This window comes from Pacificispira sp. (assembly GCF_965228185.1).
Classification (GTDB): domain Bacteria; phylum Pseudomonadota; class Alphaproteobacteria; order UBA8366; family Aestuariispiraceae; genus Pacificispira.
Window position 1 is genome coordinate 110819 of record NZ_CBDDHE010000010.1, and the last position, 23697, is coordinate 134515.

The following is a 23697-nucleotide window of genomic DNA, read 5'->3' on the forward strand; positions in this document are numbered from 1 at the left end:
TTGAACGCGGAGGGCGCAGAGGCTCCGCGGAGGTCCGCAAAGTCGCCTTCGCGCCCTCCGAGTTACCCCTAATCCGTCACCCCGGCCGAAGCCGGGGTCCAGGGAATGGGGCATGGCCGCGCCGACGGCCCTGGATTCCGGCTTTCGCCGGAATGACGTCAATGGTGCCTTGAGAAAGAATTTGAACGCGGAGGGCGCAGAGGCTCCGCGGAGGTTCGCAAAGTCGCCTTCGCGTCCTCCGAGTTACCCCTAATCCGTCACCCCCGCGCAGGCGGGGGTCCAGGGAATGGGGCATGGCCGTGCCGACGGCCCTGGATTCCGGCTTTCGCCGGAATGACGTCAATGGTGCCTTGAGAAAGAATTTGAACGCGGAGGGCGCAGAGGCTCCGCGGAGGTTCGCAAAGTCGCCTTCGCGTCCTCCGAGTTACCCCTAATCCGTCACCCCGGCGGAAGCCGGGGTCCAGGGAATGGGGCATGGCCGTGCCGACGGTCCTGGATTCCCGCCTGCGCGGGAATGACGGAGGCCTGGGATTGCATTAGCTGACGATCTGCCAGCTGCCGTCCGGGTTGCGGCAGGCGGTGCCGTAGACTTCCTGGACCTGGCGTCCGATCGTGCCCGTGGTGACATATTCGCGGCAGTAGCGGCCGTTGTCGGTCTGCCAGGTGCGGGTCGGAGTGATGGATTGCTGCGTCGGATAGCCGGTGCCGTGTCGGTTCGGGTCCTGCCAGACGACCGGCTGGCCGTCGGGCACACGCTCCAGCGTCTGGCTGACGCAGCGGCGGTCGCTGGCGTCCATGCTGCTGCCGATGCTGTTCCCGGCAATCAGGCCGATGACGGCGCCGCCGATGATCGCGGCGGTCTTGCCGTCGCCCTTGCCGAATTGGGAGCCCAGGGCCGCGCCCGCCGCGCCGCCGACCAGCGCGCCGATCAGATCGCTGTTGCAGCCGAAGCCGCTGCCGCTCAGGGCGCTGCCGCCGCCATAGTGTTGCTGCGGTTGGCCGTAATAGTAGTTGTTGGTCACATTCCGTTCGTACCGGCGCTCCACATGCCGGTGATTGTGGCGGTCCCGGTCGCGATAATGATCGTGTTGGTAATATTTCGCGCGCCAGCCTTGGGCCGGGGCCCAGTGAGGCGGGTCGGCGAAGGCGGCCGCCGGAAACAGGCCGAGGCCCAGAATGGCGGCGGTGACGAAACCGGTAACACGCTTCGAAACACGGGTGCGGGTCATGATCTGACTCCCAGTTGCCGTTTGTTCTGGGAGTAACGACGGGTCAGGACCGACATTCCGTCGAAATGGGTTCAGGAAACCAAAGACGTCAAAAATGCCGACGGCACCGGCGCGCGCCGTTTGAGGCGCGCAGCCGGTGCCATGGCCGCCCACTGACTTCAGATAAGCCGGAACTTTAGATGCAGACGGCGTCCAGCGGGGGGAAGCCGTTGAAGCCGACCGACGAATAGGTCGTCGTGTAGGCACCGGTGCCCAGGATCCAGACGCGGTCGCCGTCCTGCAGGTTCATCGGCAGGCTGTAGGCGGTCTTCTCATACAGGACGTCGGCGCTGTCGCAGCTCGGGCCCGCGATGACAACCGGGCCTTCCGGGCCGCCGCAATCGGGGGTTTCGAAGCGGTAGCGAATGGATTCGTCCATGGTTTCGGCCAGGCCGGAGAATTTGCCGATATCGAGATAGACCCAGCGGCGGTCGTCGCCGTCGCCTTTTTCCGAGACCAGCACGACCTCGGCGGCGATGCAGCCCGCATCGGCGACCAGGCCACGGCCCGGCTCGGCGATCAGGGCGACATTCAGGTCGCCGAAATGGCTCAGCGCGAAGGCGCGGACGGTTTCGGCATAGTCGCGCGGATCGCGGGCGACCGAGCGGGTCATGGTGGCGGGGAAGCCGCCGCCCAGATTGACCAGGCCGATTTCGACGCCGCGCGCCGCCAGCCGGTCGATCAGCGCCCGGGCGCGGGCGAAGCAGCGGTCCCAGGCACCCAGATCGCCCTGTTGCGAGCCGACATGGAAGGAAATGCCCGGACGCTGGAAGCCCAGTTCCACGGCGCGGACCAGAAGTTCTTCGGCCATCGTGTCGGCGCAGCCGAACTTCTTGCCCAGCGGCCATTCGGCGCCGGTGCCGTCCACCAGGACGCGGCAATAGACGCCGGTCCCCGGCGCGGCTTCGGCCAGTTTCTCCAGTTCGGCTTCACTGTCGAAGGCGAACAGCGGCACGCCGGCGGAATGCGCGAAGGCGATGTCGGAACGGCGCTTGATCGTATTGCCGAAGGACAGGCGCGACGCGGGGATGCCCAGCGCCAGGCATTGTTCGATCTCACCGCGGCTGGCGACGTCGAAATTGCTGCCTTCGGCGGCCAGGCGGGCGAGAAGCTGCGGCGCAGGGTTGGCCTTCACGGCATAGTGGATGCGCGCCGGGGACAGGGCGTCGGCCAGCACGCGGTAGCGGTCGGCGACGGCGTCCAGGTCCATGACCAGGGTCGGCCGGTCGAAACGGGCCTCGGCCATGAATTCGGCCAGACGGCCGGTCAGAGCGGTCGGCGCGGGCTGACCGCCCTCGATGACACGCAGGCGGGTGCGGGCACCCAGATCTTCGGAAACAATAGCGGTCTCGGCGGCCGCACGGCCGCCCGTCACAATACCCATATCCCGGCACTCCCTTCCGGATGGGGTTCCGTCGTCCTCATAGGGTGTTCCCTAGGGGAGCGAGCGAAACCCGAGCTGTCCAAAAAGGACGCCTCCGTCGTTACATACACCCATCCGGCGATCCAACTCGGACCGGGGGACAGGATCGGGGCGGGCCGGGATATCCCAGAACTATTCTGGAGGCCTCTCCCGATCGCAGGGGCCAGTGGCACGTGCGTCGAGCGTCAACACGAGATCGCATATAAAGCCGATCGCGCCCCGTGAGATGTCTCATTTACGGAGAGGAGGAATGCGAAAAATGCATGACGCGCGGCACCGAAATCGTGCTGCCCGGACGGCACCAATTCTGTTGTTTGGCCGGCTGTTGTTTAGCCCACTCTTGTTTAACCGGGGCTGGTCTTCTTGTCGGAATGCACGATCCGAACCTCCCGCTGCGGGAAGGGTATCTCGATCTGATTTTCCTGCAGGGCCTTCCAGATCATGAAAAGCAGGTCGGCACCGACGCGGTTCTTGCCGTCGTCGACCCCTTCCATCCAGAACTCGACGAGGATTTCGATACCGTTGTCGCCGAAGCTCGAGATTTCGGCATCCGGCCGTTCCTCGATCGGCAATTGCGGGCCCGACAGAACCTGTGGATGGGAGGCAACGACTTCTCGTACGATCTGAAACAGCTTCTCCAGATCGGTCCCGTAGGCGACGGAGAAGTAGAGCGGATAGCGCTGTTTCTTATTGTAATGGGTCCAGTTGACGAAGGCGGTGGTGATGAACCGTTCGTTCGGGACCATGATGTCCTTGTTGTCGAAGGTCTGAAGCGTCGCGGAGCGCATGCTCAATTCGCGCAATACGCCGGACCGGCCGTCCTCGAGTTCGATGAAGTCGCCGATCGCAATCGATCGGTCCAGAAGGATGATGATCCCCGAAATGAAGTTCGATGCGATCTGCTGCAAGCCGAAACCCAAGCCGACGCCGATGGCGCCCCCGACGACGACAAGCGCGGTGAGGTCGATGCCGGCGATCTGCAGAAACAGAAGCGCAACGACCATGAACAGGAGGATCTGGAAGCTCTTGAGAGCGAGTTCGCGGGTCGTGTCGTCATGGGTGACGCGGCGCCGGATGAAATTCTGTCCCGTGGCATTGGACAGTCGGCCGAGCCAAAACAGGATCGCGCCGAAGATCACGGTCCGGATGATCCCGTATGCCGTGACGGAAATGCTGCCGAGATCGAAATGGATGCCCTCGGCCACGGCAATCGCATCGTCGAGAAGGCCGATCGCATAAAAGATCGTGATCGGCACCAGAACGATCAGCGTGAAATACTTCACCGCGCCTTCGCGCGTCACCTTGGTCGCGATGACATAGAGCAGCGACAGGAAGTTCATGCCCTGGACAAGCTGGACCAGCCAGGTCCGGTCGAAGAACTCGCCGCTGAGAACGACCGCGACGCCCAGAAGTGCCGCACTCATGGCGGGGAACAGCAGTTCGCGCGTGTAATAGGCCACCGCCCCGACCCGGTCGACGATCCTGCGCGCGGTGGGCGCGTCGCCCGGCTCCGTCACGGCCGGGGCGGGAAGCCGCTGCCGGATGGCACGGGACAGAATCCAGGCGGCGGCGATCGTCACGGCGATCGTGGCGACCTGGTAGTAGAACGTCCGTCGTGTGAGCGTTTCAACGACGAGGTCGCTGACGGTTTCGAGCCAAATCAGACCTTCGGGCACGGCGCCTCTCTCGGATAGCGTTTCGGAACGAAACCTTATCGCGTGCCCGCAGCGCGTGGAAGCCGCGCCTTGTATCCGCGGCGTGGATTTGAGCAACCCGTTGCCCGATAGGTGCGCCGACCCCAACGCGCAGACCGAGATCTCGGATCAACCGAGGAGAATTGGTTCAAATCAACCCCGGACCGTAGGAGCCAAGTCAACCCGACCCGCACGCGCCCTGCCCGCTTTCGGGGACATCACAGACTTATCAAGAATCGGGCGGGTTTGGACGCGGTTAGCCATAAGCAGACATTAAGACCGCCCTCTGGTCGTTGGGCGACTTTCACTCAGGCATTACGAATGGTCGGCAAGAACTTCAATTATCCGACATTCGGCGACCTTTCCGCCGCCGCATTCGTGGACCATCCGTTTCAGTTCACGTTCCATGGATCGTAAGCGGGTCAGCCGTTCCTGAACATCGGCCAGGTGCTCGCGGGCGATGGTGTCCACCTGTTCACACGATTGGTCCGGTTGGTCGGAGAATGACAGCAACTGCCGGATGTCATCCAGGCTGAAGCCCAATTCCCTGCTGTGTCGAATGAAGACCAAGCGGGACGCCTGATCCTCGGAATATATGCGACGGTTGCCGCTGGTTCGCCGCGTCTCCGGCAACAAACCGATTTTCTCGTAGTGCCGAATGATCTGGACAGTACACCCGGCCCTCTGAGCGAGTTCGCCTATCGAGAAATCTCGCACCGCCATGAATTTTCTCCTTGCTCCTACAATCATTGTAGATTGTACCATTAGACGAATTGAAAAGGCAAAGCGGCGGGTTTCTGGCCGAAACCGTCCGGCATCAAACGAGGAAATATCCTGATGGCTGGAAGTTGTTGCGGGCATGACGCCAAGTTCGATGGCGTTTCGGATGAATTCAAGAAAGCCCTTTGGATGGTCATAGCCATCAATGGGATAATGTTCGTTGTCGAAATGACGGCGGGAGCCTTCGCGGGTTCCAAAGCGCTGCAGGCCGACGCGCTCGATTTTTTGGGCGACACGGTGACGTACGCAATCAGCCTCTATGTCATCGGTATGTCCTTGCGCGTCCGGGCGACCGCCGCCCTCGTGAAGGGGCTCAGCCTAGGTGCCATGGGACTTTGGGTGCTCGGCTCCACAGCCTATCAGGTCTTGGTGTTGGGAGTGCCATCGGCGACGGTGATGGGTGCGGTCGGTTTCTTGGCCCTCGCCGCGAACCTGGCAAGTGTGCTTCTTCTAATGCGGTTCAAGGACGGCGACGCGAACGTGCGCTCCGTTTGGCTGTGCAGCCGGAACGATGCGATTGGGAACGTGGCTGTCGTTGTTGCCGCCGCAGGGGTTTTTCTGACAGGCACGGCTTGGCCCGATTTGGTCGTCGCAGCACTTATGGCGGGGCTATTCCTTTGGTCCGCTGTGCAGATCGTTCGGCAAGCTGCCACAGAAATGCAGCAGTGTAGCGGTGTAACTCAATAATATGCGGAGGGTATCGATGAAGCAGAAACTCGGATTATTCCTTTGGACCGGAGTGCTTTGCCTCGTTACGCAACCGGCAATCGCGCAGCAATCGGTAGGGCCTGGTTATGAGCCGCATATGTGGGATGGGGGATGGCACGGTTGGTTCTTCGGCCCGATTATGATGATCGCCTTCATCGCCATAGCAGTGGTTGTCGTGGTGACGTTGGTTCGTTGGCTGGGAGGGGTAGGTCATGCTCCTTCACAATATCCGCACCCATCCACCAAAACCCCGCTGGACATTCTCAAAGAGAGATTTGCACGGGGTGAAATCGACAAAGAAGAATTTGAGGAGCGGCGACGAGTTCTCGGGGAGTAACTCGGCGGCAAATTGAACGGGCGATTATGTCACAATAGAGAGTTCGTTGAAGACCGGACGAACGCAGAGTACAACATCGTCGTCGCTACGGGGCTGCAGAGACAAGCGCGAAGAAATAGATTGCTGAGATAACTGCGTGCTCTATCTTCTTGACAAAAACTTTCCACTAACTGGAAGGTCAATAGCGAATGAAATGAAAGAGATGCTGGTCGAACAATCATCATGCAGCACGATCTCAAACCTGCAACATTGAATGAGAGGCAAATTGTTATGGATAAAATTGGTCGTCGATGTTTTCTGCGCGGGACTGGAGCCATGGTATTGGTTGGGACCACAACGGTCGCAAAGCATGCGAGTGCAGCGGTTTCTCATCGTATGACCGTCTATAGGTCGCCGACGTGCGGATGCTGTGGGGCTTGGATCAACCATGTCCAAACGGCGGGCATTAAGGTGGACACGGTCGAGTTGGACGACCTTACAATGATCAAGACGCGCTATGGTATCAATTCAGACCTGCAGTCTTGCCATACCGGCATCATAAACGGCTATGTTGTCGAAGGACATGTGCCGGTTCAGGATGTAGTTCGGATGCTTGAAGAAAGCCCTGATATAGCGGGAATTGCAGTGCCCGGCATGCCTATTGGTTCTCCAGGCATGGAGATGGGCAATCAAATTGAGCCTTATGTTGTCCTATCATTCGGCACGTCCGGTGTGCGTCTATTCTCAGACTATCGGTGATCAACCTCTTTGAGACCAAACGATGTTGCCCGTTCCAGAGTTGATGCAATCTACAAGTGCCTCTGTCCGAACGCTTAATGCCCAATCGTGTGCGATGTCCTCTCATTCGTGACAGGACTGCCCCTACTCTTCAACAGGCATCCCGGATGCATGGTCGTGAACCATCGAAAATCCGCCATTTCCGCAAAGGGTCATTACCCGAAATCGCCTTCGCCACGGATATGGTCTCCCTTCACGTTGCATTACCCGGGAATGGGTCCTCCGAATGGCGCGGGGGAGGCGGTTCGAGTCGCGGTGACGTGCCTTGGCTTTGAGATCGGTGTGTGGGCGAACTATCCTCTGTACTGGTGATCGCGGGCTTACCGTTGGTGTTGCGCCCAGAATTGGGCGAAGCTGGCCGGACATGGTTGAGTTTGCGATGCGTTTCGGTAGAGACGGGCGAACAGGTCGGGCCTTCCGGCTGTCGGCCCCGTCAGCAGGGGAAGCAGCATGAAGTTTCGTTTTCCGATTGTGATCATCGATGAGGATTTCCGGTCCGAGAATTCTTCGGGTATCGGCATTCGGGCGATCGCACAGGCGATTGAGGAGGAGGGCTTCGAGGTTCTGGGCGCCACGAGCTACGGCGACCTGTCGAAATTCGCGCAGCAGCAATCCAGGGCGAGCGCGTTTGTCCTGTCGATTGACGACGAAGAATTTACGCCGGGCCCCGAAATCGATCCCGCCATCGAGAACCTGCGGAGCTTCATCGAGGAGGTTCGGTGGAAGAACACCGAGGTCCCCATCTACGTCTATGGCGAAACCAAGACCAGCCGCCATATTCCGAATGACATTCTGCGCGAACTGCACGGCTTCATTCACATGTTCGAAGATACGCCGGAATTCGTCGCAAGGCATATCGTTCGCGAGGCGAAGAGCTATATCGAGGGTATTCAGCCGCCCTTCTTCAAGGCGCTGTTGGACTATGCGGAAGACGGATCCTATTCCTGGCATTGCCCCGGCCATTCCGGCGGGGTCGCCTTCCTGAAAAGCCCGATCGGGCAGATGTATCATCAGTTCTATGGCGAAAACATGCTGCGCGCCGATGTCTGCAACGCGGTCGAGGAACTGGGGCAGCTTCTGGATCACAACGGCGCCATCGGCGATTCAGAAAGGAATGCCGCGCGGATCTTCAACGCGGATCACTGCTTCTTCGTCACCAATGGCACATCGACGTCCAACAAGATGGTTTGGCACCATACGGTGGCGCCGGGCGATGTGGTGGTCGTCGACCGGAACTGCCACAAGTCGATCCTGCACGCGATCATCATGACCGGGGCGGTGCCGGTGTTCCTGAAGCCGACCCGCAATCACCACGGCATCATCGGCCCGATCCCGAAGTCGGAATTCGAGCCGGACTCGATCAAGGCGAAGATCAGGGCGAACCCGCTTCTGGAGGATGTCGATCCGGATACGGTCAAACCGCGCATTCTCACGCTGACCCAATCGACCTATGACGGCGTGATGTATAATACCGAGGCGATCAAGGGGTTGCTCGACGGCTATGTCGACAATCTGCATTTCGACGAGGCCTGGCTGCCGCACGCGGCCTTTCACCCGTTTTACCAGACGTATCATTCCATGGGGCGCAAGCGGCCGCGCATGAAGCGGTCGATGACCTATGCCACCCAATCGGTTCACAAGCTGCTGGCGGGCATCAGCCAGGCAAGCCATGTGCTTGTTCAGGATTCTCAGGAGGCCAAACTGGACCGGCACCGGTTCAACGAGGCGTATCTGATGCATATCAGCACCAGCCCGCAATACAGCATCATCGCCAGCTGCGATGTGGCCGCCGCCATGATGGAACCGCCCGGCGGCACCGCCCTGGTGGAAGAGAGCATTTACGAAGCCCTGGATTTCCGGCGGGCGATGCGAAAGGTCGATGAGGAATTCGGCGCGGATGACTGGTGGTTCCAGGTCTGGGGCCCCGAAGGACTGGCAGAGGAAGGGATCGGCCTCACCGAGGACTGGGTGTTGAACCGGACGGATGCGGCCGGGGCGCGGGTAACCGCCGGACAGGACTCCTGGCACGGTTTCGGCGACATCGCGCCGGATTTCAATCTGCTAGACCCGATCAAGGCCACGATCGTCACGCCCGGCCTGAAGCTGGACGGCCATTTCGAGGACTGGGGCATCCCGGCCTCGATGGTCAGCAAATACCTGGCGGAACATGGCGTCGTGGTCGAGAAGACCGGGCTCTACAGCTTCTTCATCATGTTCACCATCGGGATCACCAAGGGGCGCTGGAACACGCTTCTGACGGCGCTGCAACAGTTCAAGGACGATCATAAGCGCAACCAGCCGATGTGGCGCTGCATGCCGGAATTTTGCGCGAAGCATCCGCGCTACGAACGCATGGGACTGCGGGATCTGTGCGATCATGTCCATCAGCTTTATGCCAAGCACGACGTCGCGGTGCTCTCCACCGAGATGTATCTCAGCGACCTGACGCCCGCGATGAACCCGGGCACCGCGTTCTCGCAGATCGCCCGTGGGGCCACGGAACGCGTGCCGATCGACGATCTCGAAGGACGCATCACGACGAACCTCATCACCCCGTACCCGCCCGGAATTCCACTTCTGATTCCGGGCGAAGTCTTCAATCGAAGGATCGTGGAATATCTTCAGTTCAATCGCGACTTCTCGCGGGAATGCCCCGGATTCGAGGTGGATATCCACGGCCTCGTTCAGGAGAAGCAACCGGACGGCACCGCGGAATACTTCGCCGACTGTGTGGTAACCTAAGCTAGAAGGCGACCACGATCGTGGCGAGGACGCCGAGCCAGTAGTGCAGGACGATGACGCCGATCAGGTTCTTCTGTTTCAGATAGACATAGCCGAAGACAATGCTGGCCACGAAGGTGATCAGAACCGCATCGATCCCGAATGTGATATGCAGCGAGGCAAAGATGATGCTGGTCAGAAGGATGGCGCGATGGCCCTTGCTGTCGTTCAGGAACTTCTGAAACAGACCTTGCAGCAGACCGCGCGAACCGACCTCCTGAAAGACGGTATGCGCGAAATATTGAACCAGGAAGAAGCCGTCCACGACCACGCCCATGTCGTTGCCGGGGCTGTCCTGCTTGAAGTAGATCAGGTAGATCGCGGCCGGAATGGTGATGCCGATGCAGATCAGGACGGAATCCCGGAACGACGTCCATAATCCCTCGCGCCGGATCCCCAGATCGGCCAAGGGAATCTTCATGAATTTGATGATCAGCAGGCACGGCACCGCCAGGAAGAACACGGTCTGCCAGGAGAATCCGGGATCGTAGACGTCCTTCACATATTCTTCGGCGACGAGATAGAACAGCACCGTGGAGATCAGGAAGATCGAGATCGTGAAAACCAGAAACTGCCCGAACTGGTTCTGCAGTTTCTGAATTTCCAGTTCCCGCCGCAGCGACGACAACATGGCGTCGCTCATCGACCGGGCCCGGTTCACGACGACGCGGGACAGGGCGCTTTTCAGTTCGCCGATGACCGGGCTTGCCTCGGGAACGGCCTGAAGCGCCTCGGCCGGCACGAAGACAAGCTCGCATCTGGTATTGGCCCGGACCGTGGTCGCGCGTTTTCCGCCCGCCAGAAAAGTCAGTTCACCGATACAGTCGCCGGGCTCGATGGCATTGAGGTCGAGTTGGTCGCCATTGAACGCTTCCCGTGCGGCAATGGCGGTTCCGGAAACCAGCAGATAGAGATCGGCGCTTTCCTCGCCTTCCCGGATGATCACGTCGCCGGGCTGCAGATCCTTGGCTTCCGCCACCGCGGCAATCGTCTCCACGGCATCCGGGCTCAGATGGGCCGCAATCGGATGTGCTTTCAGCCTTTCAACGGTCGGCTGCCGTGAGTCTGTGGTCCGGTTGTCATTTTCCATGCGATTCTTTGACCAAAATCCGGCGGCGATGGCAATTCAAAGCGTGTCTTTCAGGCCGAATTATCCGGTCGTATCGGCGATCGGAACCGCGTGTTGGACCATTCCCGGTTTGATCGTTATCGTGTTGGGGGATATCGCGCCGCGCCCGCGAAATTCCGTGCCGACAAGTTGAGCCGATAAAATACAGGGCGATGCGGCACCCATTCGAGAAGCGGACACGGCATTGAGCAGCAGTCATAGAGTTCTTATCGTCAATGCCTATTTCAATCCGTGGCGCAAATCGACCCCGACTCGGTGGTTCATCCCGCGCGCCATGGCCCCGTTCTACCTTGCCGGTCATTTCGACCGGGACCGGGTCGACGTTCGGGTCTGGGACGAGGTGTTCGACGGCGCCTTGCTGGACCCCCGCCTTTACGCATGGCCCGATCTGGTCGTTTTCACCGGCCTGACCTCCGCTTTCGACCGGGCGCATCAGCTGTCGGCCTATTTTCGGCACGCCAACCCGGCCGTCGCGACGGCGATCGGCGGGCCCATCGCCCGGGCGCTGCCCGCTCTCTGCGCCGAGACCTTCGATTATGTCAGCCAGGGGGATGTGGAGGATGTCGCCGACATCGTCCGGGATGTTTTCGGTGCGGACTGCGTCAGCGAAACCGGGGCGCCGCGTTTCGATCTGGCCCGCCCGTCGATGGGCGTGGGATATCTGGAGACCACGAAGAACTGCAATTTCGCCTGTTCCTTCTGTTCCCTGACCGGGGAGCGGCGGGCCTATACCGCCCATAGCGATCAATCCATCGAACGGCAGCTCGACGCCATGCAGAACGTGTTGGGCGTGATGGTTCTGGACAACAATTTCTATGGGAACAGCCGGTCCAGCTTCCGCCATCGTGTCGAGCTGATCGGGGAGCGCTGGCGGCGTGGGCAATTCCGGGGCTGGGGCGCGCTGGTAACCGGCGATTTCTTCAAACGGCCCGAGAATGTGGAACTGATGGCCCGGAATGGCTGCAAGGCCGTCTTCTCCGGTGTGGAGACGTTGGATCCGGCCGTCCTGAAGACCTTCAACAAGAAGCAGAGCCTGATGTCGGACCCGCGCGCGCTGACGCGCCTATGCGCCGACCATGGCATGTTTTTCGATTACGGCATGATCGCCGATTTCTCGCAGCAGACGGTCGCCCAGGTGGAAGAACAGCTGACCGGGGTGTTGAGCGACCACACCATTCCGCTGCCCAGTCTGCTGACCCTCACGATTCCCATTCTGGGAACGCCCTATTTCGATGCCGCCGCGCGTGACGGACGATTGATGCCGAATGTGAATCTGAGCGATCTGGACGGGCAGAAAATCGTCGAATGGCCGAAGGAGCCGCTGGAGAAAGTCGTGCCCTATGTGGCGGACCTGCTGCGCTTCCGCGGCCGGAAGGCGGCGCTGGCGCGGCATGCCTTCCGGCATGCCTGGTACTGGCGGCGTCAGTTCGACTGGGATCAGACCGCCCTGGCGCTCATCCGGCCATTGCATCGTTTCGGCGGCAGCATCGATGTCAATCTGGGCAGCATCCGCCAGATGCGCCAGTCGTTCCGGGAGGCGCCGCTGACCTATTGCGCGATGACCGATCGTCCCCGGTCCTTCTACACACCGCAAATGCCGATGCCGGCGAAGTTCGAAAAATGCTTTACCCCGCTTCGGGTGACCGATGCCGAGGGGGCGCTGACGGACACGATCCAGAAGGCCCGGGAACGCGCGCTGGCCGCCGCATAGAGACCGTGGGTTTTCGGCGTACTGGGTGTCAGCCTTGTGCGTTTGCCGGCCGGGTTCGGTCGGCTGACCGGGTCTGGTAGGTCGACTGGGCCACGTTCGCATTGTCGATGAACTGCCGCGCGCAGGCGGCCCAACTGTATCGCATCGCCCAGGCGCGGCACCGCTCCGCCGGGATGTCGAGCGCCTCCAGCGCCGCCTGCCGCAGATCGTCGGAGAGGGCGCCCGCCCCGCCGTCGCCGATCACGTCGCGGGGGCCCATGACCGGGAAGGCGGCGACGGGCACGCCGCAGGCCAGGGCTTCCAGAACGACCAGCCCGAACGTGTCCGTGAGGGACGGGAAGACAAAGGCGTCGGCACTGCAGAAATGCCGTACCAGATCTTCGCCGGTTTTCGGACCGGTGAAGATGACATCCGGATAATCCCGTTTCAGGCCGGCCAGCAGCGGGCCTTCCCCGACCACCACCTTCGTGCCGGGTAGATCCAGGTCGAGGAAGGCGCCCAGATTCTTTTCGACCGCAAGGCGCCCGACATTCATGAAGATCGGGCGCGGCAGGTCCGGCGGCAGGACGGATCCTTCCATCGGACGGAAAAGGTCCGTGTCGACGCCCCGCGACCAGATCATGAGGTTGCGGAACCCTTTTGCGGCCAGATCCTGCTTCAGGGTTTCGGTCGCGACCATGCAGCCGTCGCCGGAATTGTGGAACCGGCGGAACCAGGCATAGAACCACTGGATGGGAAGGGGAAATCGGGCCACGGCATATTCGGGGAACCGCGAATGATAGCCCGTCGTGAAGGGCATGCCGATGCTGCGCGCCGCCGATGCCGCAAGCAATCCAAGCGGCCCTTCGGTCGCGATATGCAGATGTTCGCATTGATGATCGAGGATGCGCCGGCGGACCGTCTTGCGGCGGGTCAGGGACAGGCGGATATCGGGATAGGTCGGGCAGGGGATGGTCGTGAATTCATGCGGCGCCAGGATTTCGACCCGGACACCCATCTTTTCCAGCTCATGGATGGTGGCTTCCAAGGACCGGACAACGCCGTTTATCTGCGGCCGCCACGCATCCGTCACGATCAGGAGGGACGTGTGCTCAGGGTGCGGATGCATCGACGACCTGGGATGCCGGAATGTCGCTGCGCAGGTTGCGCGGATGCGTCAGCTCGGTCCAGAAAATCACTTCCAGCGTGCCGTCGCAATGTTCCACCACCGCCGAACAGCTTTCCACCCAATCGCCGGAATTGACGTAATGGATGCCGTTCATGTCGCGGCTTTCGGCATGGTGGATATGCCCGCAGATGACCCCCTGAACGCCGCGCTGCCGGACCGCGGCCGCCACGACGGTTTCATACTGGCCGATGATGTTGATGAAGGTCTTCACATGCCGTTTCGCAAAGGCGCCGAGGGACCAGTAGTTCAGACCCATGCGCTTGCGCAGGATGTTGAGCCAGGTATTGGATTTCAGGCAAAGCTCGTAGAACCAATCCCCCAGATAGGCCATCCATTTTGCGTTCTGCATGACCACGTCGAAGGAATCGCCGTGGATGACGAGATACCGGCGGCCATCCGCGGTCTCGTGAATGACCTCCTCGGCGACGTGGATATGATCGGCCAGCGGATCGGTGAAATCGTGGACGAATACATCGTGATTTCCGGGGATATAGAACAGTTCCGCGCCCATGCGTCCCTTGTGAAGGACCGTATCGACGACAGTCTCGTGACTATCCGGCCAGTACCAGGTCTTCTCAAGGCGCCAGGCGTCGATGATATCGCCGACCATATAGATCCGTTCGCAATCGTGGGCTTTCAGGAAATCGACAAGCAACTCGGCCTGACAATGCTGGGTCCCAAGATGAACGTCCGAAATGAAAATGGACCTGACAGTCCGGCTCTCCGATCCCACTAATGTCATCCCGGTGATAATTATCTCTGGTTGGCGAATCGATTAAACCCTGCCTTGTGAATTCGCCATAGGCCAGCAGATATGTCAGGTCCTTCGGGGCAATGGTTCTGATATCGTAGATTGGATAGGCATCCCTGTTCGATCCGACCGTCGCCGAGGGAGTCGGATCGGCCCTGCTCAAGAATCAATTGCCAACGGCTATGTTGCATCGCAACATTAGGCATGACCAACGCCGAAACCAGCAGATTGCGTATCGCCGTGATCGAGAAAGATCGCGACCGGGCCATGATGATCGTGGACGGGCTGCGCGAGGCCGGAGAATACGAAGTTTCGGTCATCGGCGAGGAATCCGGTTTCGCCCGGCGCATCGAAGACCTGAAACCGGATGTCGTCCTGATCGACCTGGAGAATCCCAGCCGCGACGTGCTGGAAGGGTTGGCGCTGGCCTCCACACCGCTGGACCGGCCGGTGGCGATATTCGTCGACCGCAGCGATACGCAACTGACCCGCGCGGCGATCGAAGCCGGGGTCAGTGCCTATATCGTCGACGGATTGCGCAAGGAACGCATCAAGCCCGTGCTGGACGCGGCGATCGCGCGATTCGGCATGATCAGCCGGATGCGCAAGGAGCTGGACGCGACCAAGGCGGCCCTGGCGGAACGCAAGACCATCGATCGCGCCAAGGGCATCCTGATGCGTGCCCGCGGCCTGTCGGAGGAGGAGGCCTATGCCCTGCTGCGCCGGACGGCGATGGATCAAGGCCGCAAGATCGGCGATGTGGCGAGTGCCATCGTCACCGCGGCGGAGTTGTTGCGATGAGCTTGCGTCGGCTGGAATGCGGCTTCATTCCGTTGATCGACAGCGCGCCGCTGGTCATCGCGCGCGAACTGGGCTTCGCGCGGGAAGAGGGGCTGGACCTGCAACTCCAGGCACAGCCGTCCTGGTCGGCGGTGCGCGACAAGCTGGCGCTCGGCCGGCTGGACGCGGCGCATCTGCTGGCCCCGGTGCCGATCGCGATGTCGATGGGGTTGGGCGGCATGGCGCTGGCGCTCGATGCGCTGTCCGTCCTGTCGATGAACGGCAATGTCGTCGGCGTATCCAGCAAACTGGCGCGCCGCATGGCCGATGCGGGCGCGCCCGGGGATTTCCGCTCGGCGGCCGAAATCGGCCGCGCCCTGATCCGGGTCTGCGACAAGCCGCTGACCGTCGGGGTGCCGTTCCCGTTCTCGATGCATGCGGAACTGCTGTATTACTGGCTCGGCGCGCTGGGTCTGAAAGCGCCGCAGGATCTGATCGTCCGGACCGTGCCGCCGCCCCAGATGGCGGAGGCCATCGAAGCGGGCACGATCGAGGCGTTCTGCGTCGGGGAGCCTTGGGGATCCGTTGCGGTCGCCCGGGGCTGCGCCGAACTGATTCTGCCCGGTGCCGCGATCTGGAACTTCGCGCCGGAAAAGGTGCTGGCGGTACGCAAGGGCTGGGCGGAGCGCGAGATCGAGGCGACGTCCGGTCTGATGCGGGCGGTGTGGCGCGCGGCGCGCTGGCTGGGCGATTCCGCCAATGTCATGACGGCGGCGGAGATCATGTCCGGCGCCGATTATCTCAACCTTTCCTCGGAAATGATCGAACGCACGCTGCAGGGGCGGCTGCTCGTCAACGCGTCGGGGGAAGAAAGAGTGACACGCCGCTTCATCGAATTCTTCGACGGTGCGGCAACTTTCCCTTGGCGTAGCCAGGCGGTCTGGATCGCCACTCGGCTGGCGCGTCGGAACGGGCTTGATCTGGAAGAGGCGGCGGCGGTGGCGCGGGGGTGTTTCCGCCCGGACCTGTACCGGACCTGCCTAGATTCTGCGGGCGCCGACATGCCCGGCGCGTCGGAAAAACTGGAAGGCGCTTTGGACATGCGCTCCCCCGTCGCGTCGTCGACCGGCGAGATGTATCTGGGGCCGGATCTGTTCTTTGACGGGCGCGTTTTCGACCCGATCGTCATTTCGGTCTGAGGCGGTTTCGAATTTTCCAGTTGATTTCGCACTGCAACATGATACGGTGATCGAACGGTTCGGGCAAAGGTGTCCGGGTCCAATCTCTACGCTGAGAATGATTGAGCAAAGCTGCTCGTCCACCGCGACAGGTGTCGCGGAAGACGTGCGGCTTTTTCATTTTCATTGGCTCGGCGCAGGGAAGCGCGGGCCCGAAACCAGGAGAGCGTTATGAAGCTCCGTCCCCTGATCACCGGTATCGTTCTGTCCATCGCAGCGACCACCGCCCAAGCGGAAATGCTCGATGTCGAAAAGGACGAACTGACATTCGGATTCATCAAACTCACAGATATGGCGCCCCTCGCGGTAGCTTATGAGAACGGCTATTTCGAGGATGAAGGCCTGTTCGTCACGCTGGAAGCCCAGGCGAACTGGAAGGTCCTGCTGGACGGCGTCATCGACGGCAAGCTGGACGGCGCCCACATGCTGGCCGGTCAGCCATTGGCCGCGACCATCGGTTTCGGGACCGAGGCCCATATCATCACGCCCTTTTCCATGGATCTGAACGGCAACGGCATCACCGTGTCGAATGAGATCTGGGCGCTGATGAAGGAACACATTCCGCATGACGCGGACGGAAAGCCGGTCCACCCGATTTCGGCCACCGCGCTGAAGCCGGTCGTCGAGAAGTACCGGGCGGAAGGCAAGCCGTTCAACATGGGCATGGTCTTCCCGGTCTCGACCCATAATTACGAGCTGCGCTACTGGCTGGCCGCCGGTGGGTTGAAGCCCGGCTATTACAGCCCCGAAAACGTCACCGGCCAGATCGACGCGGATGTGCTGTTGAGCGTCACGCCGCCGCCGCAAATGCCGGCGACATTGGAGGCCGGCACCATCTATGGCTATTGCGTCGGCGAGCCCTGGAACCAGCAGGCGGTCTTCAAGGGGATCGGTGTTCCGGTCATCACGGATTTCGAGATCTGGAAGAACAATCCTGAGAAGGTCTTCGGCATCACCGCCGAGTTCGCCGAGAAATACCCGAACACGACCCTGGCCCTGACCAAGGCGCTGATCCGTGCGGCCCAATGGCTGGACGAGAACGACAACGCCAACCGGCCGGCGGCGGTCGAGATCCTGTCGCGTCCGGAATATGTCGGCGCCGATTACGAAGTGATCGCCAATTCCATGACCGGCACCTTCGAATACGAAAAGGGAGACAAGCGCGAGGTCCCGGACTTCAATGTCTTCTTCCGCTATCATGCGACCTATCCGTACTATTCCGACGCCGTCTGGTACCTGACCCAGATGCGCCGCTGGGGCCAGATCGCCGAGGCCAAGCCGGATGGCTGGTATGACGAGGTCGCCCGCAAGGTCTATCGCCCGGACATCTATCTGGAGGCCGCGCGCCTGCTGGTCGAGGAAGGCCAGGTCCAGGAGGCGGACTTCCCCTGGGACAGCGACGGCTATCGCGAACCGCAGGACGAATTCATCGACGGCATCGCCTTCGACGGCCGCCAGCCCAATGCCTATCTGGATAGCTTCCCGATCGGCCTGAAAGGCGGCCAGACCGTCAAGGGAGGAAGCGTCGGCGGCTAAGCCCGACCGCCCGGCCGGCCGGATACGGGGCCGGCCGGGCATCCGCCTTTCGTTTCAACGCTCCACATTCCAGTGCTTGAGGAAGAACCCATGTCCGCCATCGCCGACGAAGATTTCGCCGACGCAGCCGGGAAACAGGCCCGCAGGGAAAAGCTGTTCGCCCGCATCAACAAGATCGATACCTATCTGAAAGTCCTCGGTCTCGGCTGGGGCACGCCGATCCTGCGTGCCGCCGCCGGGGACAATCCGAAAGCCCAGGGTCGCGAAGTGCTGCGCCAACTGGGTGTGCCGCTGGTCGCGATTCTGGCCTTCCTGATGCTCTGGGCGCATCTTGCCCCGCAGGTTCAGACATCGCTGGGCGCCGTGCCCGGCCCGGCGCAGGTCTGGGAGCAGATGCTCTCCCTCCACGAGGACGCGACCCGCAAGGCCGATAAGGAATCCGCATTCTACGAACGCCAGGAAGAGCGCAACGAGAAGCTGATCGCCGAGGGCAAGGAAGACCGCGTCAAATGGCGCGAGTTCACCGGGGCGCCGAGCTATTACGATCAGATCTGGACGTCGATCCAGACGGTGTTTTTCGGCTTCCTGCTGGCGACCGTGGTCGCGGTGCCGATCGGCATCATCTGTGGCCTGTCCCCGACGGCCAGCGCGGCGTTCAATCCGCTGATCCAGATCTTCAAACCGGTCTCGCCGCTGGCCTGGCTGCCGATCGTCACCATGGTCGTCTCGGCGGTCTATGTGACCAATGACGGGCTGTTCTCGAAATCCTTCCTGAACTCCGCCATCACGGTGACGTTGTGTTCCCTGTGGCCGACGCTGATCAACACGGCCCATGGCGTTGCCAGCATCGACAAGGATCTGGTGAACGTCTCCCGGGTTCTGAAGATGTCGACCTGGTCCAAGATCACGCGTCTGGTCCTGCCGTCGGCCCAGCCGCTGATCTTCACCGGGCTGCGCCTCAGCCTGGGCGTGGGCTGGATGGTGCTGATCGCCGCCGAAATGCTGGCGCAGAACCCGGGTCTCGGGAAGTTCGTCTGGGACGAATTCCAGAACGGTTCGTCCCAGAGCCTGGCCAAGATCATGGTCGCGGTCTTCACCATCGGGGTTATCGGCTTCCTGTTGGACCGGATGATGTACGCGATCCAGACCCTTCTGACCCACACCAACAATCGGTGATCGTCATGGCTATTCTGGAACTGAAAAAGTGCAGCAAGAGCTTCGGCGAGGGTGCCGCGCGCGAGGACGTGCTGACGGATATCGACCTGTCGGTGCGTGAGGGAGAATTCGTCGCGATCCTCGGCTTTTCCGGTACGGGGAAGTCGACGCTGATCAACCTGATGAGCGGTCTGGTCCTGCCGGATAGCGGCGAGGCCCTGTTCAAGGGGGATCGGATCGACGGGCCGGGGCCGGAGCGGGGATTGGTGTTCCAGTCCTATTCGCTGATGCCCTGGCTGACGGTCCGCGGCAATATCATGCTGGCCGTGGATGCGGTTCACAAAGGACTGTCCAGGGCGGACCGCCAGGAGATCGCGGCGAAATACATCGCCATGGTCGGTCTGAACCACGCGGCAGACCGGCGGCCGGCGGAATTGTCCGGCGGCATGCGCCAGCGCGTCGCCGTGGCCCGTGCCCTGGCGATGAACCCGGAAGTGCTGCTGCTGGACGAGCCTTTGTCGGCGCTGGACGCCCTGACGCGTGCCAATCTGCAGGATGAGATCGAACGGATCTGGGAGGCCGATCGCAAGACGGTGGTCCTGATCACCAACGATGTCGACGAGGCGCTGCTGCTGGCCGACCGGATTGTCACCCTGACTCCCGACGGCACCATCGGCGATCAGTTCACGGTCTCGCTGCCCCGACCGCGCGACCGGGCGGCGATGAACCACAATCCGGCCTTCAAGGCGCTGCGCGCAAAGGTCACCCAATACCTGATGGCGGTCGGCATCGCTTCGAAGATCGACGGCACGCGTCTGCTGCCCGATGTCGTTCCGATCCACGGCGTGCCGAAGGCGGTGGCCGAGGCGGCCCATTCCTTCAACGACGAGCGCTATCTGCAGTTCTCGCAGCTTCATAAGGTCTATCCGACGCCGAAAGGCCCCCTGACGGTGGTCGAGGATTTCGAACTGACCATGAAGAAGGGCGAATTCGTATCCCTGATCGGGCATTCGGGCTGCGGCAAGTCGACGGTCCTGACCATGACCGCCGGCCTGAACGATATCTCCAAGGGCGCCATCATTCTGGACGGAACCCATGTGACCGAGGCCGATCCGGAACGGGCCGTCGTCTTTCAGTCGCCCAGCCTGTTCCCCTGGCTGACCGCCCGGGAGAATTGCGCGGTCGGCGTCGACCGGGTCTATCCGAAAGCGTCGCAGGAGGAACGCCAGGACGTCGTCGAGTACTATCTGGAACGGGTCGGCCTGGCCGATGCGATGGACAAGCCGGCGGCCGAACTGTCGAACGGCATGAAACAGCGTGTCGGGATCGCCCGGGCCTTCGCCCTGTCGCCGAAACTGCTGCTGCTGGACGAACCCTTCGGGATGCTGGACAGCCTGACCCGATGGGAGTTGCAGGAAGTCCTGATGGAGGTCTGGTCCCGCACTCAGGTGACGGCGGTCTGTGTCACCCATGATGTCGACGAGGCGATCCTGCTGGCCGACCGCGTGGTGATGATGACCAACGGGCCGCGCGCCCGGATCGGCAAGATCATGGATGTGACCCTGCCGCGCCCGCGCAGCCGCAAGCATCTGCTGGAACACCCCGACTACTACGCCTACCGCGAAGAGCTCCTGACTTTTTTGGAGGAGTATGAGCACGGCGCCGAGAAGAAGGAGGCGGCGTGATGGCCGAGAAACTTGTCGTCATCGGCGCCGGGATGGCGTCCGGCCGGATGCTGGAGCATCTCTTCGAGGGCGATCCGGACCGCTATTCGGTGACCCTGTTCGGCGAGGAGCCGCGCGGCAACTATAACCGGATCATGCTGTCGCCCGTCCTGTCGGGGGAGAAGACCTACGAGGAGATCGTCACCCATGATGCCGACTGGTATTCGGCAAACCGGGTCGATTGCCGCTTCGGCGAAGCGGTGACCCGGATCGACCGGGACCGGAAGGTGGTCGTCAGCGCGTCCGGCGAAACGCCTTACGACAAGCTGCTGATCGCGACCGGGTCCAGCCCCTTCGTCATTCCGGTGCCGGGCAGCAAGCTGGACGGGGTCGTGACCTATCGCGATCTGGACGACACCAACGCCATGATCGCGGCGGCCGGGTCGGGCCGCAAGGCGGTGGTGATCGGCGGCGGGCTGCTGGGTCTGGAAGCCGCCGCCGGGCTGAAGGCGCGCGGCATGGATGTCACCGTCCTGCACCTGATGGGCCATCTGATGGAACGCCAACTGGATGAAGCCGCCGGATACCTGCTGAAAGCCGAGTTGGAACGGCGCGGCATTCGCGTCCATGTCCTGGCCAACACCCATGAGATTCAGGGCGAAGACCGGGTCACCGGCGTCCGGCTGGACGACGGCACGGTCTATCCCGCCGATATCGTGGTCATGGCGGTCGGGATTCGTCCCAATGTCGAACTGGCCAAATCGGCCGGGCTGGCGTGCGGCCGGGGCCTGCATGTCGACGATGCGATGGTTACGTCGGACGCCGATATCCTGGCGGTCGGCGAATGCGTCGAACATGGCGGCACATGCTATGGCCTCGTCGCGCCGCTCTATGACATGGCGCGGGTCGCGGCACAGACGCTTCTGGGCCAGGATGCGGCCTATCGCGGCAGCATCACGTCAACCAAGCTGAAGGTGACCGGGATCGACCTGTTCTCCGGCGGGGACTTTTCCGATGGCGAAGGTCGGGAGGAGATCGTCTATCGCGATCCCGGCGCGGGTGTCTATAAGCGCCTGGTCCTGGTCGAAAACCGGATCGTCGGGATCGTGCTCTACGGCGATACGGCCGATGGCGGCTGGTTCTTCGGCCTGTTGAAGGACGGCACCGACATTTCCGACATGCGCGACACGCTGATCTTCGGTCCGGCCTATGCGGGGGGATCGCCGCTGGACCCTATGGCGGCCGTTGCAGCCTTGCCGGATGATGCGGAAATCTGCGGCTGTAACGGCGTTTGCAAGGGAACCATCGTCCAGGCCATCGGGGCCGGGGCGACCGATCTGGATGCCGTCCGGACGGTAACCAAGGCCTCCGGGTCCTGTGGGACCTGTACCGGTCTGGTCGAACAGGTACTGGCCCTCACCCTGGGGGATGCGTTCCAGGCGCCGGCGGCCCGGCCGGTCTGTGGCTGTACCGACCTGACCCATGAGGAAGTGCGGCGGCTGATCAAGTCGCAGGACCTGAAAACCATGCCGGCCGTGATGCAGGCCTGTGGCTGGAAAACGTCCTGCGGCTGCCATATCTGCCGCCCGGCCCTGAATTATTACCTGCTGTCCGATTGGCCGTTGGAATACCGCGACGATCCGCAAAGCCGTTTCGTCAACGAACGGCATCACGCCAACATTCAGAAGGACGGCACCTTCAGCGTGGTGCCGCGCATGTGGGGCGGTATCACGACCCCCGACGAACTGCGCGCCATCGCCGATGCGGCCGATAAATACAGCGTGCCGACCGTGAAAGTGACCGGCGGGCAGCGCATCGATCTGCTGGGCGTGCGCAAGGAGGACCTGCCCGGCATGTGGGCGGATCTGAATGCCGCCGGACTGGTGTCGGGTCACGCCTATGCCAAGGGGTTGCGGACGGTGAAGACCTGCGTCGGGACCGACCATTGCCGGTTCGGGACGCAGGATTCGACCGGGCTGGGCATCAAGCTCGAACGCCGGCTCTGGGGTTCCTGGACACCGCATAAGGTCAAGATGGCCGTGTCCGGCTGCCCGCGGAACTGCGCCGAAGCGACCTGCAAGGATGTTGGCGTCATCTGTGTCGATAGCGGCTTTGAGATCGGCGTGGCCGGCGCGGCGGGCATGGATGTGAAGGCGACCGAACCCCTGGCGAAGGTTGCGACGGAAGAAGAGGCGATGGAACTGATCGTCGCCTTTGTCCAGCTCTACCGTGAAAACGCGAAATACCTCGACCGGCCCTACAAATGGGTCGCGAAGGTCGGGATGGATTGGGTGCGCGAACGGGTCGTCGAGGATGCGGAGAACCGGGCCGACCTGGTGCGGCGCTTCGACCTGTCGCAGTCGGTTTATCAAAAGGACCCCTGGGCGGAACACGCCGCGCCGCGGATGCGCCCAACCTACCGCCCGCTGGCGGATCTGACACTGGAGGCGGCGGAATGAGCGAATGGATCGATATCGGGGAAATGGATGCAATCCCCCGCCGCGGCGCCCGGGTGGTGAAGACGGCGGCAGGCTGCGTCGCGGTTTTCCGGACCGAGGCGGACGAGGTCTTCGCGCTGGACGATCGCTGTCCGCATAAGGGCGGGCCGTTGAGCGACGGGATCGTGCACGGGAAATCGGTAACCTGCCCGCTGCACAACTGGGTCTTCGACTTCGACACCGGTCGCTGCACAGGGCCAGATGAAGGCGCGGTGGCGGTTTATCCGGTCCGGGTCGAGAACGGGCGTATCCTGATCGATGCCGCCCGCCTGCGGGCCCGGATCGGCGAGGCGGCCTGA

At 61.9% G+C, this 23697-nt stretch carries 19 protein-coding genes; 12 read left to right on the plus strand and 7 right to left on the minus strand.

Annotated elements, in window-relative coordinates; translation table 11 throughout:
- Nucleotides 1-536 precede the first annotated feature (536 nt).
- The 4 genes from ACO06O_RS20970 to ACO06O_RS20985 all read right to left on the minus strand — a co-directional run bounded on the left by ACO06O_RS20970 (nucleotide 537) and on the right by ACO06O_RS20985 (nucleotide 5108).
- Nucleotides 537-1229, minus strand: coding sequence for an RT0821/Lpp0805 family surface protein (locus tag ACO06O_RS20970; RefSeq protein ID WP_421884462.1), 693 nt, complete (start codon nucleotides 1227-1229; stop codon nucleotides 537-539).
- A 175-nt stretch (nucleotides 1230-1404) separates the two neighbouring features.
- The gene (locus tag ACO06O_RS20975) at nucleotides 1405-2652 is read right to left on the minus strand and encodes a type III PLP-dependent enzyme (protein ID WP_421884465.1); all 1248 of its coding nucleotides are present in this window, start codon (nucleotides 2650-2652) and stop codon (nucleotides 1405-1407) included.
- Nucleotides 2653-3035: 383 nt separating this feature from the next.
- Nucleotides 3036-4367 (minus strand): mechanosensitive ion channel family protein, encoded by a 1332-nt coding sequence (locus tag ACO06O_RS20980; RefSeq protein ID WP_421884467.1) that lies wholly within the window; start codon nucleotides 4365-4367, stop codon nucleotides 3036-3038.
- A gap of 333 nt (nucleotides 4368-4700) precedes the next feature.
- Complete coding sequence (locus tag ACO06O_RS20985) at nucleotides 4701-5108, minus strand: MerR family transcriptional regulator (protein ID WP_421884470.1); 408 nt, start codon at nucleotides 5106-5108, stop codon at nucleotides 4701-4703.
- A gap of 114 nt (nucleotides 5109-5222) precedes the next feature.
- On the opposite strand from ACO06O_RS20985, the gene ACO06O_RS20990 reads away from it, so the two are divergent.
- From ACO06O_RS20990 to ACO06O_RS21005, 4 genes are all read left to right on the plus strand, one after another.
- Nucleotides 5223-5852 (plus strand): cation transporter, encoded by a 630-nt coding sequence (locus tag ACO06O_RS20990; RefSeq protein ID WP_421884474.1) that lies wholly within the window; start codon nucleotides 5223-5225, stop codon nucleotides 5850-5852.
- 16 nt (nucleotides 5853-5868) lie between these two features.
- A complete protein-coding gene (locus ACO06O_RS20995; protein WP_421884476.1) occupies nucleotides 5869-6210 on the plus strand; it encodes an SHOCT domain-containing protein in 342 nt (113 codons plus the stop codon).
- A 222-nt stretch (nucleotides 6211-6432) separates the two neighbouring features.
- Complete coding sequence (locus ACO06O_RS21000) at nucleotides 6433-6948, plus strand: DUF411 domain-containing protein (RefSeq protein ID WP_421884480.1); 516 nt, start codon at nucleotides 6433-6435, stop codon at nucleotides 6946-6948.
- A 489-nt stretch (nucleotides 6949-7437) separates the two neighbouring features.
- Nucleotides 7438-9729, plus strand: a complete 2292-nt coding sequence (locus ACO06O_RS21005; protein WP_421884483.1) for an Orn/Lys/Arg decarboxylase N-terminal domain-containing protein — start codon at nucleotides 7438-7440, stop codon at nucleotides 9727-9729.
- A gap of 1 nt (nucleotide 9730) precedes the next feature.
- Here the strand turns inward: ACO06O_RS21005 and ACO06O_RS21010 are convergent, their stop codons facing one another.
- Nucleotides 9731-10858 (minus strand): cyclic nucleotide-binding domain-containing protein, encoded by a 1128-nt coding sequence (locus ACO06O_RS21010; RefSeq protein WP_421884486.1) that lies wholly within the window; start codon nucleotides 10856-10858, stop codon nucleotides 9731-9733.
- A gap of 223 nt (nucleotides 10859-11081) precedes the next feature.
- On the opposite strand from ACO06O_RS21010, the gene ACO06O_RS21015 reads away from it, so the two are divergent.
- On the plus strand, nucleotides 11082-12608 hold the full coding sequence (locus tag ACO06O_RS21015; RefSeq protein WP_421884489.1) for a B12-binding domain-containing radical SAM protein: 1527 nt from the start codon (nucleotides 11082-11084) through the stop codon (nucleotides 12606-12608).
- A 28-nt stretch (nucleotides 12609-12636) separates the two neighbouring features.
- Here the strand turns inward: ACO06O_RS21015 and ACO06O_RS21020 are convergent, their stop codons facing one another.
- Together ACO06O_RS21020 and ACO06O_RS21025 are read right to left on the minus strand one after the other, a co-directional pair.
- A complete protein-coding gene (locus ACO06O_RS21020; RefSeq protein ID WP_421884492.1) occupies nucleotides 12637-13716 on the minus strand; it encodes a glycosyltransferase family 4 protein in 1080 nt (359 codons plus the stop codon).
- Nucleotides 13700-14518 carry a UDP-2,3-diacylglucosamine diphosphatase gene (locus ACO06O_RS21025; protein ID WP_421884495.1) on the minus strand — a complete coding sequence of 273 codons (819 nt, stop codon included), beginning with the start codon at nucleotides 14516-14518 and terminating at the stop codon, nucleotides 13700-13702. Before ACO06O_RS21025 ends, ACO06O_RS21020 begins: the two co-directional genes overlap by 17 nt.
- A gap of 213 nt (nucleotides 14519-14731) precedes the next feature.
- On the opposite strand from ACO06O_RS21025, the gene ACO06O_RS21030 reads away from it, so the two are divergent.
- The 7 genes from ACO06O_RS21030 (at nucleotide 14732) to nirD (ending at nucleotide 23697) form a co-directional block, all read left to right on the plus strand.
- Nucleotides 14732-15328, plus strand: a complete 597-nt coding sequence (locus tag ACO06O_RS21030) for an ANTAR domain-containing response regulator (protein WP_421884498.1) — start codon at nucleotides 14732-14734, stop codon at nucleotides 15326-15328.
- Nucleotides 15325-16506: a CmpA/NrtA family ABC transporter substrate-binding protein gene (locus ACO06O_RS21035; protein ID WP_421884501.1), complete on the plus strand. Its 1182-nt coding sequence runs from the start codon at nucleotides 15325-15327 to the stop codon at nucleotides 16504-16506. Before ACO06O_RS21030 ends, ACO06O_RS21035 begins: the two co-directional genes overlap by 4 nt.
- A 210-nt stretch (nucleotides 16507-16716) precedes the next feature.
- Nucleotides 16717-18081: a CmpA/NrtA family ABC transporter substrate-binding protein gene (locus ACO06O_RS21040; RefSeq protein WP_421884504.1), complete on the plus strand. Its 1365-nt coding sequence runs from the start codon at nucleotides 16717-16719 to the stop codon at nucleotides 18079-18081.
- Nucleotides 18082-18171: 90 nt separating this feature from the next.
- On the plus strand, nucleotides 18172-19257 hold the full coding sequence (locus ACO06O_RS21045) for an ABC transporter permease (RefSeq protein ID WP_421884507.1): 1086 nt from the start codon (nucleotides 18172-18174) through the stop codon (nucleotides 19255-19257).
- Between the two features lie 5 nt (nucleotides 19258-19262).
- Nucleotides 19263-20921: an ABC transporter ATP-binding protein gene (locus tag ACO06O_RS21050; protein WP_421884509.1), complete on the plus strand. Its 1659-nt coding sequence runs from the start codon at nucleotides 19263-19265 to the stop codon at nucleotides 20919-20921.
- Nucleotides 20921-23359, plus strand: coding sequence for a nitrite reductase large subunit NirB (gene nirB, locus ACO06O_RS21055; protein ID WP_421884512.1), 2439 nt, complete (start codon nucleotides 20921-20923; stop codon nucleotides 23357-23359). The genes ACO06O_RS21050 and nirB overlap by 1 nt, the downstream gene beginning before the upstream one ends.
- The gene (gene nirD, locus ACO06O_RS21060; RefSeq protein ID WP_420419378.1) at nucleotides 23356-23697 is read left to right on the plus strand and encodes a nitrite reductase small subunit NirD; all 342 of its coding nucleotides are present in this window, start codon (nucleotides 23356-23358) and stop codon (nucleotides 23695-23697) included. Before nirB ends, nirD begins: the two co-directional genes overlap by 4 nt.

Excerpts from the sequence above, each read along its gene's own strand:
- ACO06O_RS20970 (WP_421884462.1), bottom strand. The coding sequence starts at position 1,229 with ATGACCCGCACCCGTGTTTCGAAGCGTGTTACCGGTTTCGTCACCGCC.
- ACO06O_RS20975 (WP_421884465.1), bottom strand. The coding sequence starts at position 2,652 with ATGGGTATTGTGACGGGCGGCCGTGCGGCCGCCGAGACCGCTATTGTT.
- ACO06O_RS20985 (WP_421884470.1), bottom strand. The coding sequence starts at position 5,108 with ATGGCGGTGCGAGATTTCTCGATAGGCGAACTCGCTCAGAGGGCCGGG.
- ACO06O_RS20990 (WP_421884474.1), top strand. The coding sequence starts at position 5,223 with ATGGCTGGAAGTTGTTGCGGGCATGACGCCAAGTTCGATGGCGTTTCG.
- ACO06O_RS20995 (WP_421884476.1), top strand. The coding sequence starts at position 5,869 with ATGAAGCAGAAACTCGGATTATTCCTTTGGACCGGAGTGCTTTGCCTC.
- ACO06O_RS21000 (WP_421884480.1), top strand. The coding sequence starts at position 6,433 with ATGCAGCACGATCTCAAACCTGCAACATTGAATGAGAGGCAAATTGTT.
- ACO06O_RS21005 (WP_421884483.1), top strand. The coding sequence starts at position 7,438 with ATGAAGTTTCGTTTTCCGATTGTGATCATCGATGAGGATTTCCGGTCC.
- ACO06O_RS21010 (WP_421884486.1), bottom strand. The coding sequence starts at position 10,858 with ATGGAAAATGACAACCGGACCACAGACTCACGGCAGCCGACCGTTGAA.
- ACO06O_RS21020 (WP_421884492.1), bottom strand. The coding sequence starts at position 13,716 with ATGCATCCGCACCCTGAGCACACGTCCCTCCTGATCGTGACGGATGCG.
- ACO06O_RS21025 (WP_421884495.1), bottom strand. The coding sequence starts at position 14,518 with ATGACATTAGTGGGATCGGAGAGCCGGACTGTCAGGTCCATTTTCATT.
- ACO06O_RS21030 (WP_421884498.1), top strand. The coding sequence starts at position 14,732 with ATGACCAACGCCGAAACCAGCAGATTGCGTATCGCCGTGATCGAGAAA.
- ACO06O_RS21035 (WP_421884501.1), top strand. The coding sequence starts at position 15,325 with ATGAGCTTGCGTCGGCTGGAATGCGGCTTCATTCCGTTGATCGACAGC.
- ACO06O_RS21040 (WP_421884504.1), top strand. The coding sequence starts at position 16,717 with ATGAAGCTCCGTCCCCTGATCACCGGTATCGTTCTGTCCATCGCAGCG.
- ACO06O_RS21045 (WP_421884507.1), top strand. The coding sequence starts at position 18,172 with ATGTCCGCCATCGCCGACGAAGATTTCGCCGACGCAGCCGGGAAACAG.
- ACO06O_RS21050 (WP_421884509.1), top strand. The coding sequence starts at position 19,263 with ATGGCTATTCTGGAACTGAAAAAGTGCAGCAAGAGCTTCGGCGAGGGT.
- nirB (WP_421884512.1), top strand. The coding sequence starts at position 20,921 with ATGGCCGAGAAACTTGTCGTCATCGGCGCCGGGATGGCGTCCGGCCGG.
- nirD (WP_420419378.1), top strand. The coding sequence starts at position 23,356 with ATGAGCGAATGGATCGATATCGGGGAAATGGATGCAATCCCCCGCCGC.